Genomic DNA, 16,701 nt, shown 5'->3' on the forward strand with positions numbered 1-16,701 from the left:
TGCCGCCTAAAAAATGTATAAAGTCGAGATAATAGGTGATACGCGATTTCTTTTGCTTTTAAAAATTCCGCTCTCTAGAATTTAATTCATTTATTTTCAAAAGGTGTGACCAAGTCAAGGACCATGTATGTCTAGAGTCTTTAATAAAAAAATCATCTCATTTGTTATTAGCGTCCTCATTGGACTGCTCATTTGGAACCTCACACCACCAGAAGGGGTGACAGTCCAAGCCATCCACATGTTTGCGATCTTCATGTTTACGGTGATAGGCGTTATTTTGCGACCGCTCCCCATTGGAACGGTTGCCTTTTTAGGTCTTACTCTGACCGCTGCAACGAAAACGTTGACATTTGAAGAAGCCTTTAGCGGGTTTGTGCACCCAATTGTTTGGCTCATCGTGATCGCATTCTTCATTTCGCGTGGATTTATCAAAACAGGTTTAGGGGAAAGGATTGCTTATTTTATCATCAAATTACTTGGAAAAAGTACTCTTGGAATGGCTTACGGAATGATTCTAACTGATTTGGTTTTAGCACCTGCCATTCCTAGCATCACAGCGCGGGTTGGAGGAATTATTTACCCCATCGTCAACTCCTTATCTAAAGCATTTGGAAGTGAACCTTACAGTCACCCTAGGCGTCTAGGAGCTTTTCTCATTAAAACCTCATTTCAAGGTTCGGTGATCATTGGGGGTATGTTCCTCACATCCATGGCAGGAAACCCTCTTGTTGCCGACATTGCCAAAACGGTTGGGGTCAACATCACTTGGGGCACCTGGGCTTTAGCCGCTTCTGTTCCTGGTTTAATCTGCTTGGGGATTGTCCCTCTTTTTCTCTATAAATTTTATCCACCTGAAGTTAAAGAAACCCCTGACGCTCGCTCATTCGCTAATACGAAACTCAAAGAAATGGGACGCATTCGAATTCAAGAGTGGATCATGATCTTCTCTTTTATCTTGCTGCTCACTTTGTGGGTTCTTGGGCCCTACATCAAAATGGGAGCTGTGATTGCTGCGCTAATTGGCCTTTCTATTCTTTTACTCACCTCTGTTTTAACGTGGGATGATGTTATCAAAGAAAAAGGGGCTTGGAACACTCTCATGTGGTTTGCGACACTCATCATGATGGCCGGCTTTCTTAATCAGCTTGGCCTCACAACATGGTTCAGTAACTATGTCCAAACACATGTTCAAGGCCTCTATTGGTTCACAGCCTTTGTGATTTTGGCACTGGTCTATTTTTACTCGCATTACTTTTTCGCGAGTGTGGTCGCACATATTGGCTCGATGTATTCACCCTTCCTCCTCCTTTGTGTAGCTATGGGTACGCCTCCTATGATTGCGGCCTTAGCTCTTGGTTTTTTCAGCAACCTTTATGGAGGACTCACTCATTATGGTTGCGGACCTGCGCCAATCTTTTTCGGTTCGGGCTATGTCAAAATTACAGAGTGGTGGAAATTCGGCCTGTTTATTAGTTTGATAAACATCATCATTTACTTTACGATTGGAAGTGCCTGGTGGAGTTTTCTCGGCCATTTTTAAACCGGCTCCTCTTACGTCGCAGTGCAGTCTTTGATAAAAGACTTTCAGAATTCAAGCAAGGGCATAGAAAGATCCATGCAAAAGACCAAGATGGAAATACACTGCTTCATGTTGCGATTCTAGAAAATAGGTTAGAATACCTAGAAGACCTGATCTCCTATGGCCTTTCACCCGAAAGTGAGAACAATTGGGGAATGACCCCATTGGATCTTGCACACTTCTTAGGAAGACAAGAGTTTCTGCCTCTTCTAAGAGCCCATAGAGAAGTTGCCCCAATCACAATTTACCGCAATAGCGATCAAATGAGGCATACGATCTCACTTAAGGAGTTTGAGCAAAAGCTCGGTATAGAGTATATCGAATACCTCGAGTTTGAACATCCAGATTACCTGAGATGGGTTGCAACAAAAAGTCAAAAACAACTCAAAAAGTCTACCGCACGCAAAATAAATCGGTGGACATTAGCATTGCACAAAAAAGCCATTTTAACTCCACGTTACGACCACATTTACATCCGGTACGTCAGTTCTGAAATCGGTTATGGTGTATTTGCCAATAGAGACTTACCGGCATTAACATACGTAGGGGAGTACACAGGGGTTGTGACAAGAAGACAAGCTAAAAAAACCCGATTCAACGATTATGTCTTTGGTTACATGACTGGCCCTAAAAATTGTCCTTTTATCATCGATGCAAAACGAAAGAGCAATTTTACCCGTTTCATTAATCACAGCGATGAGCCCAATATGAACTCTCGATGGGTCATTGTAGGGGGAATTACCAGGATCATCCTCTTCACGAATGAATTTATTCCCAAAGGAGAGCAACTCACCTATGACTATGGGAAATACTACTGGCGGAGCCGCTCAGCTCCTGCGCTGATTTAAATAACCTGAACTCCGGGTTTATTTTGCTTAGTCTCAGGAGAGAAAGTTCTCTTAAATTCTCGGTATTTTTGCCGATGGGAAGGGCCAAACGGTCCTTTTCGAGGCAAAAAGGCTGAGAAGAAAGAGAAAAATCCCTGAGAATGAGTGAAAGAAACCCAGAGTTCAGGTTAAATACTCTAGAATCTCTGTTTCTTCAAAATCTTCTGCCAGTTCAGAAAAGTTTCGACCTACAAGATTTTTTGCTTCAAGGAGTTTTGGGTCTTTTTCGATCATCCATTTGATCGTCTCAATAGGTGCCTCATGATCAAAAAGAGAATGCAAGGGGATACTTTTATAAGGAGTTTCATGCCAAAGTAGCGTTTCATCTTGGTTAACCATCCATTTGCAAAGCTCCAAGTCTTGAACATAGTGAAGGGGAACTCTGCCATAAGTATCTTGTGCATATAAAAGAGCTGGATCAAGTTTTAGAAAATACTTCACACAATTCAGATCTCCTGAAAGCGTCGCTTCGTGAATGGGAAGCTTACCATCTTTGTTGGGCTGAGTTAACAGCTTTGGCATCTTTCGTAGAACATGCTGAATACACTCAAACCTTTTTCCTTCAAGTTTTTTGCTGCAAAGTAGATGCAAAATAGAGTTTTCTTCTCTGTCTGTTTCACAGAGGAGCTTTATGTCATGATCAAGTATCCAGCCTGTTAAACCGAGCGCAGCCCAAAAGGGGACATGTAAGTGTAAGGGTAGCTCACCCCTCATATTGCGTTGCCACAAATGCCCGGGATTTTGAGAAAGCAAGCTCTTGGCAAGCTCTAAAAACTTCTCTGATTGAGAACCTAAGATGACGTGGATCGGCAAGTTTTCATTATAGTCTCTCTCGATTTGACACGAAGAGCTTTTCTTGAAAAGCGCATCAAGTACCACATCTTGCCCCCCTTCACATAAGAGATCCAATGGCGTTTTTTTGAGTGGTCCACCTTCAAAAAAAGGAGTCATTACAAAATGACCGTGCCTCATGAGCAATTGAGGAAATCTTTCTGCAATCCATAAGGCTGTTTCCCAATGCTTTCGCATCGCCGCTTCATGAATCGGTAAATTTCCCTCTTTGTTGAGTTCAAAAAGACAATTTTCGTATTGAGAAACCATCCACTTAACGACTTCAACTTTTCCTGTAGATGCTGCGCAATGAATCGGCAGATTCCAATAGGTTGTCCGCTTGCATAGCAGTGTTGGCTCTTTCCCTACCATCCACTGAATCATTTCAAGATCTCCAACGTATGAAGCAAAATGAATAGGACATGCAAGGTGAAAGTCTCCTCTCCATGTCAAAAAGGCAGGATCAAGAGAAACCAAATATTGTACAGCTTCAAGTCCTCCAGAAACAGCAGAGTGGATAGGGAAAGTACAATGACTGTTTTCTGAATAGATTTGCTCAGGTCTTTTTGAGACAATCCACTTCATTATTTCGACATGTCCTTCACTTGAAGCTAAATGCAAACAGCTCTCTCCATGACCGATAGAGGAATCTAAAAGTGTTTCATCTTGAGAAATCATCCATTGAAAAACCTGAAAGTTTCCCGAGAGAATAGCCCAATGATGAGGAAGCTCTTCATCTTCATTTCCTTCTCGAAGTGCCTTTGGGTTTTCTTTAGCAATCCGCTTGACTTCAGCTAAATCTCCCAATCGAGCAGCCCAATGCATGGGGAATGTTCCATCATTTTTTGATATGCCGTACATCTTCAGCCTTTAACATTTACAATTTGTCGCAGACGGTACTTGATTTTTACGAGGTCCTCTTGTGCTTTCATGACCTTTGAGATGTTTTTATAAGCCGCTGGGCTTTCATCTAAAATCTCAGAGTCTAATCGAGCTTCAATCCCTTTCATCGCGGCTTTGTGATCAGAAAGAGAAATCGTCTTCTTTGCCTTGGCACGCGACATTTTCCGTCCTGCACCGTGGGAGCATGAGCAAAAACTCTCTTCGTTCCCCAGCCCTTCAACAATAAAAGAGCCTGTTCCCATTGAGCCAGGAATGATTCCCAAATCACCCGTTCGAGCCCGAACAGCCCCTTTGCGTGTCACCCAAACATTTTCACCAAAATGATTCTCTTTTGTGACATAGTTATGATGGCAATTTACCACCATTTCGGTGACTTCAAAAGGTGCTAAGTGTTTCTTCACTGCTTTCAATGTCGCAGCCATCATTTCCTGACGGTTTTCAGAAGCATAATCTTGAGCCCACAAAACCGCCTCGACATAATCATCGAATAGTTCCGTATCTTCGACCAAATAAGCCAAATCTTGATCGGGGAGGTACTCATTGATATAAAAACGTTCCATCTCTCTTTTAGCCTTTTCAATGAAATAGCTTCCAATACGATTCCCTGGACCTCGAGAACCTGAGTGGAGCATGAACCAAACATGATTTTGCTCATCCAAGCACATTTCAATGAAATGGTTTCCTGTTCCAAGCGTTCCCAAATGATGAGCATGTTTCTCGCTTTTTGCCTTAGGATGTTTTTCGATGATTTTTTTGTAACGGTCTTCCATTTTTTTCCAGGTAGATGACAAATGATTTGGAAGAGAGCCCCAAGCTCCTCGGTCATTTCGACCGCCGTTATCTGTCCTTCCGTGGGGAACAGCTTTTTCGATGGCTACTCGAATGGCATGCAAATGATCAGGCAATTGCTCCGCTCTCAAGGAGGTCTGAACTGCCATCATCCCACATCCTAAATCCACTCCAACTGCAGCAGGAACTATAGCTTTTTTTGTTGCAATGACAGATCCAACAGTCGCCCCCTTGCCATAGTGAACGTCAGGCATTCCTGCGACATGGCGGAAAATGAAAGGGAGTTTTGCCACATTGCGCAATTGTTGCATTGCCTCCTCTTCAAACGGTTCTGATGTATCCCACAGTTTAAGTGGTTTCCCTTCAGTTTCATAGTGATTATAACCGACCATTTTGCACCTCCAGTTTTATTTTCTTAAGAATCACTTTTGGCCGCCGTAGGTTTCTAAGCTAAACTTATTTTCTTGAAAAATCAAGAGAGCATGACCATCATCAATATCGGGAAGATTCACATTCCATGTATGATAAAACCAGCGATTTTCGTTTTGCATGGGCTTTTGTAAGAGTTTTACAACATATTGAATCTCTGGCGATAAGCGTCTATTTCCACTGAAAAAAGAAAGATCTGACATCCAACGCTCAACGTCTGCACCATCTCGAATAGCAAACTGATTCCAAACACAAGGATAAGAAAGCCCCATGTGACCACTGATGCAAAAATTAGGCTGCGAATGGGAAAGTAACCGAGCCAAAACTGGCTCTTTCCCCGGGCTGACATGAGAAACAAAGAGGGAAGGATTTCCTGGTTGTTTCACTTTCTGCAAAAGTTTCCCAAATTGATGGAAAGTCGCCTGAATCTTTCCTTCTACTCCCTGAAATGAGGTTTCAAAAGCTTTATCATTCAAAACAAAATTCCCCCCTAAGCCGTATAGGAAAAATGCATTGCCTTGCATGTCAGGAATCGTATACTGCCGCTCTTCATCAAGAAGATAAAGATTAGAAACCTTTTTACCATTTCTAAGCTCATGAATAACGGTTTCATCCTCATGATTACCCCAAACAGTATAAATGGGGACAGTAAATTGCTTATTTCCTTTTAAATACTCGGGAAAATCTCCGAGAAGTCCCTCTTTCCGAATCAACTCACACATCTCTTTTTTAGAACTTAAACTGGATACTTGACTGGCAAAAGGGGAGTGGACGATACGGAGTTTCAACTCACGCATGCTCAAACGTTCAACGCTTTTTTCATCGTAAAAACCAAAGTCTCCAGCATGGATGATGAGATCGGCTTTTTTTTGCTCTGCTAAAATATTGAGAGCATCCAACTTACCATGAGTATCACTGACAAGTAAAATTCTTAACATGTTTTCCCTATTGAAAAAGAGTAGCAAAGTTTTATACTCAAAGAGCTTTAAAAATTGGTTTTGAGAAAGCGCGAATGCTTTCGAAATTTATCGATCATAAGCGACTAAATATTAGAAACATGAAACCACTTAAAATCGGCAATTTGCGGAGCTTTGGCGCAGACGAAAATCGAATTCTTGAAGCTCTTTGAGTATAAACAATGTATTCAAATAAGATGAATAAAATTTTTCAAAAAATCGTCATTTCAGTATGTTCCGTTTGTAGGAACAAGGAAGAATTTTTCCTCAAAACATGACAAGGGATGGCCTAAAATGGGTAAAAATGTTGCTCAAAAACTGTTAGAGAGTCACTTAGTAGAAGGGAAGATGGTTGTAGGACAAGAAATTGGGCTGAGAATCGACCAAACACTTTGCCAAGATGCTACGGGAACAATGGTGATGCTCGAACTCGAAGCCATGGGACTTAAACGAGCTAAAACTGAAGTTTCCTGCCAATACGTCGACCACAATATCATTCAAAACGACTTCAAAAACCCAGACGACCATCTTTTTCTCTATAGCGCAGCCCAAAAATTTGGCCTTTGGTTCAGTAAAGCTGGAAACGGCGTGAGTCATCCAGTCCATATGGAAAAACTCGGAAAGCCTGGAAAAACTCTTCTCGGATCAGACAGCCACACCTGTGCTGGGGGAAGTTTAGGAATGCTAGCTATGGGAACTGGAGGACTCGAAGTGGCTTTAGCCATTGCAGGAGAGCCTTTCCACGTGAAAATGCCTCAAATCATGGGCGTCAAGCTCACCGGAAAACTCCCAGACTGGGTCAGCGCAAAAGATGTGATTCTTGAAATGCTGCGTCGCCACGATGTCGCTGGGGGAGTCGGCAAGATTATCGAATACTACGGACCAGGGTTAGACAACCTCTCAGCAATGGACCGCCATGTGATTGCCAATATGGGAGCCGAGCTTGGGGCCACGGCAAGTGTATTCCCATCTGACAAAGAGACAAAAAGGTTCATGAAGTTGCATGGAAGAGAAGCCGATTGGGTTGAACTGAAAGCCGACCCAGGTTGTACCTACGATCTTCATGATGAAATCGACCTTTCAAAGCTCGAACCCCTCATTGCTTGTCCAAGCAGCCCTGGAAATGTCGTCACTGTTAGAGAAGTTGCAGGCAAGCCTATCTTCCAAGCGATGATCGGTTCGTCAGCAAATCCTGGGATGCGCGATTTTGCTATTGCTGGAATGATCATCGAAGGACAAAAGTCTCAAGATCATGTTTCACTCGATATCAACCCTACATCAAGGCAAATCCTTGAAAACTTGACTTCATTTGGATACCTCTCTTCGCTCATTCGAGCAGGGGGACGCATCCACCAAGCTGGTTGTAATGGATGCATTGGTATGGGGCAAGCTCCTGCAACCGGGAAAATCAGTTTGCGCACCAATCCGAGAAACTTCCCAGGACGTTCAGGAACAAAAGAAGATCAGGTCTACCTTTGCAGCCCTGAAACTGCAATCGCCTCTGCAATGACTGGAAAAATTACCGATCCTCGCGATTTGAAGATGAAATATCCGAAGTATAAAGAACCAACAAAAATTGAGCTCGTCGACGAACTCACCCCTCCACCCGCTGAAGGAAAAGGGACAAGTGAATTGATTATGGGACCCAACATTAAACCTCTTCCGAAATTTGATAAGTTATCGCAGCATATTGAGGGGCCTACACTTCTCAAAATGGGTAACAACATCTCAACTGACGAAATCCTACCTGCTGGAACAAAAGTTCTCCCATTTAGAAGCAACATTCCCGAAATTAGCAAGTTCACATTAGCTCAAGTGGATGAAAACTACTATGATCGTGCAATGAAGCATCAAAAAACTGGTTCCTTCCTCGTCGGGGGACACAATTACGGCCAGGGGTCGAGCCGGGAACACGCTGCCATTGCACCACGCTATCTAGGTGTCAAAGCAGTGATTGCAAAAAGTTATGCCCGGATCCACCGTCAAAACCTCATCAACTTCGGCATCTTAGCCCTGACTTTTTCCGATGAAAAAGATTATGACTCTATCGATCAAGAAGACATCCTTGAAATCAAAAACGTTGAAGAGAACTTGGCAAAAGGAACCGAAATTGAAGTGATCAATAAGACAAAAGGCAAAACTTTCAAGGCAACACATAATTTTACGCCAAGAGAATTGACTTCCATCAAAGCAGGAAGCCTCATTAATGTTGCCTTAGAAAAGCACAGCTAAAAAGAGAGCGCACATGCTACTATTTATCGTTCGCATCATTATCACGACAATCGTGGTTGTCGCAATCGCTCATGTTTTACCAGGGCTTGAAGTCAAAAACACCTTTGACGCAATTTTCTTTGGCTTGATTCTTGGGATCATTAATGCTGTGGTTCGTCCCATCTTGACCCTTTTAACCCTTCCCATTACAATTTTCACCTTGGGACTCTTCTTACTAGTAATCAATGCCTTTACCTTTTGGCTTGCCAGTGAGATCTCTTATGGTGTTCATATTCACTCTTTTTGGGGAGCTTTTTGGGGAGGGCTCATCATCTGGGTTACAGGAATTCTGACCAACCGGCTCATCTGGAATAGAGAGGTCTATTAACCTGAGTTCTGAGTTTCTTTCACACATTTTCAGGACGATTTGGCCTTCACTTTAAATAGGCTGTGTTGAAAAAATCAGAAACGCTTGTAATTCTCCATTAAGTCAAGAATTACAAAGTAAAGTCGGATTTTAGGAGATCAAATACCCGTATTTACTCGAGGCTAACAATTTTGCACCTTTCAAGTCAACATTCTAATTTTCAAAATCTTACAAACTTTCAATACGTTTAATGTTGTTCCCTCGCGCCCTGGATATCCTCCAGATTTACTGCTAATTACAGCTATTTTTAAGCCGGTTTTCTTATCTAACGAACTCGTTCCTCTAGTTGATAAATGCGTAATCGTTTCTTCAAAATGTCTAATTATAAATCTGGGCAGTAGGGGAGGGAGGAGTGAATTCAAAATCTCGTTTGGAAATTGCGAAATCGTGGGCCGTGGACATAGAGCCTTAAAAAAGAGGATGTTATATAAGAAGACATGCTTTGCAAAGCCCAGATCGTGGCTGCAGTCCTAAAATTTAAATAAGTTCTCTCCTAGAAATATGCGTAATAAACCCAGAGTTCATGCTAATTTAGCTCGGGGTTAGAGGTGTAAATTAAAAATTTTATTTTACTCTCGAATACTCCTCTTCAAAGACAGTAGCTAAAATTTTAATTTCCATATCGTTGATTTTTAACTTTATCCTATAGTATAATATGATGTGTTATTGGGATCTAGGTGGGATATAAATAAGGCCCCATAGGGGCAGAGAAGAGTAACCTTATGGCATTAACAAACTTAATTGAAAGTGCAAAACTTTTTGATCAATGGGCCATCAGTGGATTGCCTAAGGGAATCGATTCTAAAGCTGAAGCTAAGAAAGTCCAGTCTTATATCGATCAGGTGAAGTCGTCTAATAGATCATTTGAAATGATGGTTTATTTTGAGTATCGCCCAAAATTAGAAAAGGGACTAGAGCTTCTTAATACTGCTGCTCCAATCATCACCGAAAAATCTTCAACTGAAGAAGTCCTTAAGCCTACCGAAAAAAGTGAACCAGCAACCTCAGATAAAACTACCTCTCTCCCCAAAACTGAAAGCAATGGATCCACAGTCATAGGAACCATCTTCGGAGGAATGGTTGCCATTCCAAAGGCGATCTTATGGACTGGCCCTAAAAGCTTAGTTCAATGGGCACTCACACCAAGACAAACTCCAGTAGAAACTTCTGAAAGCGAAAAACCGAAGCCTGTTGAGGTGATTCATACTCGTGATGAAATCTCGGCCCCCGATGATGTTAGTCGCTTTAAGCGGACAGAGCGCATTCCGGTAGGACTCAATAATGAAAACGGGGATGATTGCTTTCTCAATTCCGTGAGACAGTTCACATACAATACCCCCCTTGCTGAGCATGTCCTTCCAGCATTGCCGAAAGAGGTTTTTCCTCATACACTTAAAGACTGTGAAAACTATCACGCTCAAACTGTTGGTACCCCCATGGGAGGCTCAAGGTCCGTTCGGAATGAGTTATTACCTCCACACATGAGAGGAGGCCATCAAGATGCTCACGAAGCTTTGATGCAGCTACTTTACTATACAGACGAAAAAACGAATCCTATTTTCAATCAAATTGAAGGAACTCGAACTTATGATTTAGGCAGTTTGCCTAGGGGAGTGACATACGATGATTTCACCACAGAGGGAAAAGGTTATTTTCAAATTGCGCGTCAACATAACTGTGGGTTGAATATCGCAACTGACCGTGTTGCAATGCCTTTGCTTTCAATTAAAACCGAAGAAAAGAAAACACTCAGAACACTCCAAGAAGTTTGGGATTATCATATGAACCCACCAGTTCAACGAGTCGTTCCGACAACTTCTCCTGATGAATTTGGAGCCAATCTATGTGATTCTACAAGGATAACTCCTGAGATGCTTAACAGTGGGCGTGTTGTCACCAACCGCCATGGCAAATATAAAGCGTTGCCCGATCAAGTAGGTGAGAAGTTTCGATTTGTAGAACCTCCTGAGCACCTTCTCTTTTCCCTAAAACGATATACGAGATCTCTTGGTGTCAGCACTAAAATTGGTGATACAGTCGACATGGACCCAACTTTCACTCTCGATCATAACCACATCAAAGGGGACAGGGCTGCGAATTACCAAATTGAAGCTTTTATCGTCCAATCAGGAAGCTTATCAGTTGGTCACTACATTTCCTATGTTTATGACCGCTCTAGGGACCAGTGGTACAGATGTAATGATAGTTCCGTAACCCCTATTTCAACATCTGATGCCAGAGCAGCAATGCGCATTGCCTATTCCTTCTATGCGAAACGCGTAGGAGAACCTTTTAGATCGACTCCAAGAGCAATCACAACGCCCCTTGAACTTCCCAAGCATGAAGTTTCTTTATCGACAGAAAAAGACTCAAAAACCCGTGTGCCATTCCGTTTAGATAGAACGCACAAAATTGGATTAAGTTCTTCTAAGCAAGCTTTTGAGGGCACATTTATTGTAGGGGATTTAAGCCAATCAGATATCTTAGATGGACAGGGAAAAGCAAATGCACAAGCTACTGGATTCCTTGCAAAAATTCTCAATGGCTCGCCTGTTACGAAAGATAATCTCGGTCCTCTACTCGATCAAAATGTTAATGCAGTCAGAAGTCAATATACTTCGCCTAGCAAAGCTGCGCAGCAAGAAAAAGTTTTAAATAGAATAGCTGACAAATTTGCTCAAGAGCTCGAAAACTTCGCTTTGACTTATAAGGGATTCCAAAGTCTCAAAGTTCCCGAAGACCAATTAGCACAATTTTTCCTCACGAGAATGAAGGATATTGGAATTGAATATCAAAAGCAATACAAACAAGATGCAACCTCTGCTTTTACAAAGGCTCTTCCAGATTTAGCAGAAAAACGCCTGACAGGCAAACTCACAAAAGAAAAGCTCTCTGACACCGTGAAGTCTCTCTTACGCCAAGATAGAGTTGGAGAAAAAACAAGTGACGAAACACACTCTTCATCTCAGATGACAGAGGTCTATCGTGCATTCGAAAATGCCTTTGGAAATCTAAAGCTTCCCGAATGTGAAACCTTAGGTCTTGACTCAGATCCTGGAATGCGAAGTGTGATTTTTCAAAGCATTTTGACTGCAAAAAGAGAAGCGTATCTTGATTCAAATAAAACACCTGCAGTCGGAGCTGTTCTTAGTTGCAATGGTGCTTCGTATGCTATCTCATTATCTAAGCAGGAAAACGGAACCGTTCTCTACCGTATTTTTGACCCACAAGGAAAAAATGAACTTACAGGCAGTACAGGGGCATTTATCTTTGAAACGACTGATGAAACTCAAGCTGCTAAGCTCCTCACTGAGTTAGTGACTTATCTTCCAGTTGAAGATGCTGGTGGAGACCTCAACGAATTGACGACTTACACATTCATTCCCCCCATTAAAAACAAGACCTCCGTGTGGCCCACAATCGGCAACACTATATACAATGTCAGCGCTTATACACTTAGTGGTGCCTCAACAGTTGTAACCTTCCCTTTTAAAAGTGTCTATTACTTGGGCTGCGCCTTAATGAGTACCTGCAAATCGAAACCCCAATCTCAGACAATCTCTACTAAACCGATTACAGCCAAGTTTGAACATACGAGCAAAGAGTCTGTAGGAGCAGAACTAGCAAGAATTCGATCTGAAATTGTCCTCTTTATGATGGGTGATAAAACATACACTCCATCCGATCTCGCTCGTTTAGGAGATGCGCTGAGCAAAGTGATGCCTGAAGCTCGCAAGTATCCTGAGCTTGCAAAAACAGCTGAATCGATTGCTAAGTCCATTCAAAACTTAGGAGGAACAGTTTCAATATCTACCTCTTCACAACCTCAAACGACTCACTCAACACCAGTGAAGACTCCAACTTCATCGACATCTGTTTCAGACCCAAGAGGATTGCTCCCTTTCTATACAGGTGGAAAGGCAAATGCGCATGGCTACACCTTAGAACAAATTCTCAAATTTTCAGACGAAGAAATGGAGCTTCATCACAACTTCATTCAGTGGATTTTCCCCACCAGCCAAATCGGGGTTGATGCAAAAGCTCCTCTCTTAGATAGAGGACTCATCGCTGCTGCAAAAAGCGATCCGACCTTCTGCGCTAACATGCTTCGCTCTTTTGACAAAATGCTCAGCTACTATGGACTCGAAAGAAAAGGAGAGTCTGTTGTGAAAGGTGCAAACTTTGAGTCGCGTAAAAAGTTCTGGTTAATCAATGGCAAACACAACCTACTCCGCATGACTCGTATGATCACAAGCATGGGCAAACTTGGCCTCAAGAAAGAAGCTAGAGCTTTTGCCGAATGCATCATAAGAGTTCACGACAGAGGTGAAATCTCTGGACTCGGAAATTCGGTTGGGTATTGGATGCAAGCAATGGTCGACCACACTTCTTAATAGAGTTCATCTAAAAAATTCGTAGAAAAGTTTTATGACTCTGTGTTAATTTTTCTAACTCGTAAAAGTACTGATGAGTTGGGACTATGAAACGGATTATCACACTAGTTGGAATTGCATGCATGAGTTTTGCCTTAACGGGCTGTCATGTCTCGAGTAAAACTTCAATGTACGGCAGTGGGGGACGCACCTCTTATAACAAAGCCGCACAGAACACAACCAATCAAGAGCTTCTGCTAAATCTTGTCCGACTTAGATACTCTGATACCCCTTACTTTCTACAAGTCAACAATGTGACCACACAATTCACTTATACAGGAAAACTCTTTCCAGGAATCAAGATTCCTGGCTTTGACAACTCCAATCCTTCATCGTTGGGAGCTGAACTGGCCTGGTCCAATCAACCTACCATTCAGTACTCACCCCTCCAAGGTAAGGACTTTGCCATCCAATTGATGCACCCGCTTGATTTAAGGGTTATCCAAGGGCTTATTTATACAGGCTGGGACGTCGACAGGGTTTTCCGTCTTTTGGTCCAAAGTATGGCCGATATCTCGAATGCATGCGGTGCTTCCGGTCCTATTCCTGAAGAACCACCTCACTATAAACGGTTCCTAGAAGCAACTTCTCTCCTTCGCTACTTTCAGCGCATGGGGGAACTCCACATTGGAGTACGTTATATTCCCCCTTCTGGAGGAGAAGATCAAAATAATGGAAAAAAACCCAATACCATCCAGATTTCTTTTCCCTCAGACGGTGAAAAGGGGAAACGCCTCGCTTCAATTTTGGAAGATGTCAAAACTGCCAAAGGAAAGTATATCCTCAACATGCGCCAAGATTTCAATGAACAAGCTGAACTCGGAATCATGACTCGCTCTCTCCTCAGTTGTATGTACTACCTCAGTCTAGGAATTCAGGTTCCAGAGAGGGACATTGAAGCAGGTATTGTCGGACACACTCACTACACAGATGGGCGTCATTTTGATTGGACAGAAGTTATTGGAGACCTTCTTACCGTTCACTCAAGCATGGATTACCCACAAAATGCCTACTTAGCTGTCTCCTACCGTGGCTACTGGTTTTACATTGACGATGCTGATGTGAATTCCAAACGAACATTTGTTTTACTGCAGCAGATCTTTAACTTGCAGGCTAAACAGTCTGAAAAAGAACCGCCCCTATTGAGTATTCCTCTAGGTAGTGGATCATAAGATGTGATCATAGACACGCATTTTAATGAGCATGAGGATGAGTGCTTCTTTTTTAATCGAGTACTCATCTTTCTCTACTTTCCAGATGTCTGAAACTTCTTTCAAGTCCATATTTTCCTCAAACCACATTTGGACCTTCATTGCTGGGATACGCCCAGAAATGATTTCATCTTGAATGGCTTCAAGAACAGACTCTTTGGTATAGGCCTCGGAGAAAAAACTTTGTGTGAAAAGGGAAACGAGGGGAGTCAGCAGAATATATAGCCCATCGGTTACAACTGCCTTGGCTTCAATATCATTTTTCGAACCAATCGTCTCAGCGCCCATCGTTTTTCCGTAAATCGCCATAAGGGTATTCGGCCAATGAGGACTATTCAGCCCCAATCTTTCGACGAGTGTATGCGGGACTTTTCTAAGAATGAGCCCCCAAATGTTTTGAATGTACTGAAGACGTCTTTCATAGAGAACAGTTAGGATTCCTTTCTTCAAGGTAATGTCTTTCCCAACTTCAGCTAAAGATGCTTCCGTCTCTCTCAAAACATTGAGTACTTGAGGGCCACAATAATCGGCTCCTTCAACACCCAGCCATAGAAGAGCATTGGCCCGATCAAACTCGGAATCAGACTCTTTGAGGAACTTTGCAATTGAAAGATAAAATCCTTCGACTTGGCGCTTATATCCTTCTGGCGAGATCGAAGTGAGATTGATTTCAGTATGTCTTTTTTGTCTCAAAGTAAGCATAGGACGCGGGCTAGCGGTAGAGACCCCTCTAACCTGAGCGCTTTTCGCTTTAAGTCGAGCGACAAGAATTTGAAGCCCTTCTCTAAAAAATTGAATCGCTTGGGGTTTGACTGTGTCTGATAATCTATCTCGGAGCTTCTGATCTTCAGGCTCTAAATGGGAGTTGTTGAGTAACGGAAGTAGCTCATGTGCCGACTCATAAAGCTCTTTGGGAATCGTAGGGGGGTCATTCCAGTGCTTATCTTTTGCAAGCTTGTTCATGAGAACGAGCAAATGGTTCTCCCAGGGAATGGACTCAAAGATAGATAAGAGTTCATCGAGCGCCGCTTCACACTCTTTAAAAGAGAGACCTTCTCCACTGGATATCACTTCAGACTCAACTTCAAGKTGAGAAAGATCCAATTGGACCTTTTCTAGGCTCATCCCTTTCATATCCCCAAGAGTAACAACTTCGGCTCCATGTACTTTTGTAGGAACATACGTACGAACAGCCTGCTTCTTGTAATGATCAGCAATGGTTTTGACCCGACCTGCAAGTTCAAAAATCGAAAGAAGACGGTCAAAAAAGCTCCCTGTAACCAAAAGGTATATGTCACATGGAATCACAATACATGAGTCTACAACTTTGGTCACTTCTTTCGAAAAATACTCATTCTCTGATAGATAAGAAAATCCGTACGTGAGCGCGGTAGCTACTCCTACAGAGTAACGACCTGCTAAGACAAGGAGGGCTATCCCTATAAAGTTTACACTTCTGACGATTTGGCCATAATAAAGAGAAAGCCAAATGACTCTTTTTTTCATCCAATAAGAGTCCATTTCCATATAGGTCAATACTGCGGGGACAAGAGGAGAAAGCACTAAAATATTTGAGGAGCGGAGCGATAAACCTGCATAACCCATTTCTTTAGAAAGCATGCGAAGAGTATTGAGCGATAAATTGACTTGAAAGAGCTGATCAAGAGAGGCAGCTAAATAATCGGCTGCACAATGGTAATTTTCTTCAGTCTTCTGAGCAAGCCGAAGAGCGTATGTCGTATGGATAGTAGAGAGAATGTCTAGAGCCATCTTTAAAAAACCCAAAATCAAATTTCCGAGGATTATAACACTCCCTAGACTTATTTAAAATCAGATCCTACACCCCTCTTTTTCAATACTCTATAATACAACATAACATTAATTATCAGACGTTAAATCTTTTTTAGAATACCTCCTCGCGCTCTTCTCTACCTTTCCTGCTAGATGTGAGATTCCTTCATAAACGAATGCGGCTTGATTAGGGCAAACTTCGGTCGTAATCGATTGACAGAATGAGGTCTAAAAGCATAAACTTTTTGGACTTT

At 42.3% G+C, this 16,701-nt stretch carries 10 protein-coding genes; 6 read left to right on the top strand and 4 right to left on the bottom strand.

Annotation, left to right across the window (positions count from 1 at the left end; genetic code table 11):
• The first annotated feature begins 127 nt into the window (after positions 1-127).
• On the top strand, positions 128-1,540 hold the full coding sequence (locus SNE_RS06330; protein WP_013943547.1) for an anion permease: 1,413 nt from the start codon (positions 128-130) through the stop codon (positions 1,538-1,540).
• Positions 1,516-2,427, top strand: a complete 912-nt coding sequence (locus SNE_RS12285; RefSeq protein ID WP_013943548.1) for an SET domain-containing protein-lysine N-methyltransferase — start codon at positions 1,516-1,518, stop codon at positions 2,425-2,427. The genes SNE_RS06330 and SNE_RS12285 overlap by 25 nt, the downstream gene beginning before the upstream one ends.
• Before the next feature lie 162 nt (positions 2,428-2,589).
• On the opposite strand, the gene SNE_RS06340 is transcribed toward SNE_RS12285, so the two are convergent.
• From SNE_RS06340 to SNE_RS06350, 3 genes are read right to left on the bottom strand one after another with little or no spacing between them, the layout of a single operon-like run.
• The gene (locus tag SNE_RS06340) at positions 2,590-4,158 is read right to left on the bottom strand and encodes an ankyrin repeat domain-containing protein (RefSeq protein ID WP_013943549.1); all 1,569 of its coding nucleotides are present in this window, start codon (positions 4,156-4,158) and stop codon (positions 2,590-2,592) included.
• Positions 4,159-4,160: 2 nt separating this feature from the next.
• Positions 4,161-5,381 (bottom strand): RtcB family protein, encoded by a 1,221-nt coding sequence (locus SNE_RS06345; RefSeq protein ID WP_013943550.1) that lies wholly within the window; start codon positions 5,379-5,381, stop codon positions 4,161-4,163.
• A gap of 30 nt (positions 5,382-5,411) precedes the next feature.
• Positions 5,412-6,356, bottom strand: a complete 945-nt coding sequence (locus tag SNE_RS06350; protein ID WP_013943551.1) for a metallophosphoesterase family protein — start codon at positions 6,354-6,356, stop codon at positions 5,412-5,414.
• Between the two features lie 312 nt (positions 6,357-6,668).
• Between SNE_RS06350 and SNE_RS06355 the strand changes: the two genes are divergently transcribed.
• From SNE_RS06355 to SNE_RS06370, 4 genes are all read left to right on the top strand, one after another.
• A complete protein-coding gene (locus tag SNE_RS06355) occupies positions 6,669-8,606 on the top strand; it encodes an aconitate hydratase (protein ID WP_013943553.1) in 1,938 nt (645 codons plus the stop codon).
• A 13-nt stretch (positions 8,607-8,619) separates the two neighbouring features.
• Positions 8,620-8,973, top strand: coding sequence for a phage holin family protein (locus SNE_RS06360; protein ID WP_013943554.1), 354 nt, complete (start codon positions 8,620-8,622; stop codon positions 8,971-8,973).
• Positions 8,974-9,734: 761 nt separating this feature from the next.
• Complete coding sequence (locus SNE_RS06365) at positions 9,735-13,406, top strand: opioid growth factor receptor-related protein (RefSeq protein ID WP_013943555.1); 3,672 nt, start codon at positions 9,735-9,737, stop codon at positions 13,404-13,406.
• A gap of 86 nt (positions 13,407-13,492) precedes the next feature.
• Positions 13,493-14,617 carry a hypothetical protein gene (locus tag SNE_RS06370; RefSeq protein WP_013943556.1) on the top strand — a complete coding sequence of 375 codons (1,125 nt, stop codon included), beginning with the start codon at positions 13,493-13,495 and terminating at the stop codon, positions 14,615-14,617.
• Here the strand turns inward: SNE_RS06370 and SNE_RS06375 are convergent.
• Complete coding sequence (locus SNE_RS06375; RefSeq protein WP_013943557.1) at positions 14,612-16,426, bottom strand: hypothetical protein; 1,815 nt, start codon at positions 16,424-16,426, stop codon at positions 14,612-14,614. The genes SNE_RS06370 and SNE_RS06375 overlap by 6 nt on opposite strands.
• Positions 16,427-16,701: the final 275 nt, after the last annotated feature.

The sequence above is a fragment of the Simkania negevensis Z genome (assembly GCF_000237205.1).
In the GTDB taxonomy this organism is placed as follows: domain Bacteria; phylum Chlamydiota; class Chlamydiia; order Chlamydiales; family Simkaniaceae; genus Simkania; species Simkania negevensis.

Excerpts from the sequence above, each read along its gene's own strand:
- SNE_RS06350 (WP_013943551.1), bottom strand. The coding sequence starts at position 6,356 with ATGTTAAGAATTTTACTTGTCAGTGATACTCATGGTAAGTTGGATGCT.
- SNE_RS06345 (WP_013943550.1), bottom strand. The coding sequence starts at position 5,381 with ATGGTCGGTTATAATCACTATGAAACTGAAGGGAAACCACTTAAACTG.
- SNE_RS06370 (WP_013943556.1), top strand. The coding sequence starts at position 13,493 with ATGAAACGGATTATCACACTAGTTGGAATTGCATGCATGAGTTTTGCC.
- SNE_RS06355 (WP_013943553.1), top strand. The coding sequence starts at position 6,669 with ATGGGTAAAAATGTTGCTCAAAAACTGTTAGAGAGTCACTTAGTAGAA.
- SNE_RS06365 (WP_013943555.1), top strand. The coding sequence starts at position 9,735 with ATGGCATTAACAAACTTAATTGAAAGTGCAAAACTTTTTGATCAATGG.
- SNE_RS06330 (WP_013943547.1), top strand. The coding sequence starts at position 128 with ATGTCTAGAGTCTTTAATAAAAAAATCATCTCATTTGTTATTAGCGTC.
- SNE_RS06360 (WP_013943554.1), top strand. The coding sequence starts at position 8,620 with ATGCTACTATTTATCGTTCGCATCATTATCACGACAATCGTGGTTGTC.
- SNE_RS06340 (WP_013943549.1), bottom strand. The coding sequence starts at position 4,158 with ATGTACGGCATATCAAAAAATGATGGAACATTCCCCATGCATTGGGCT.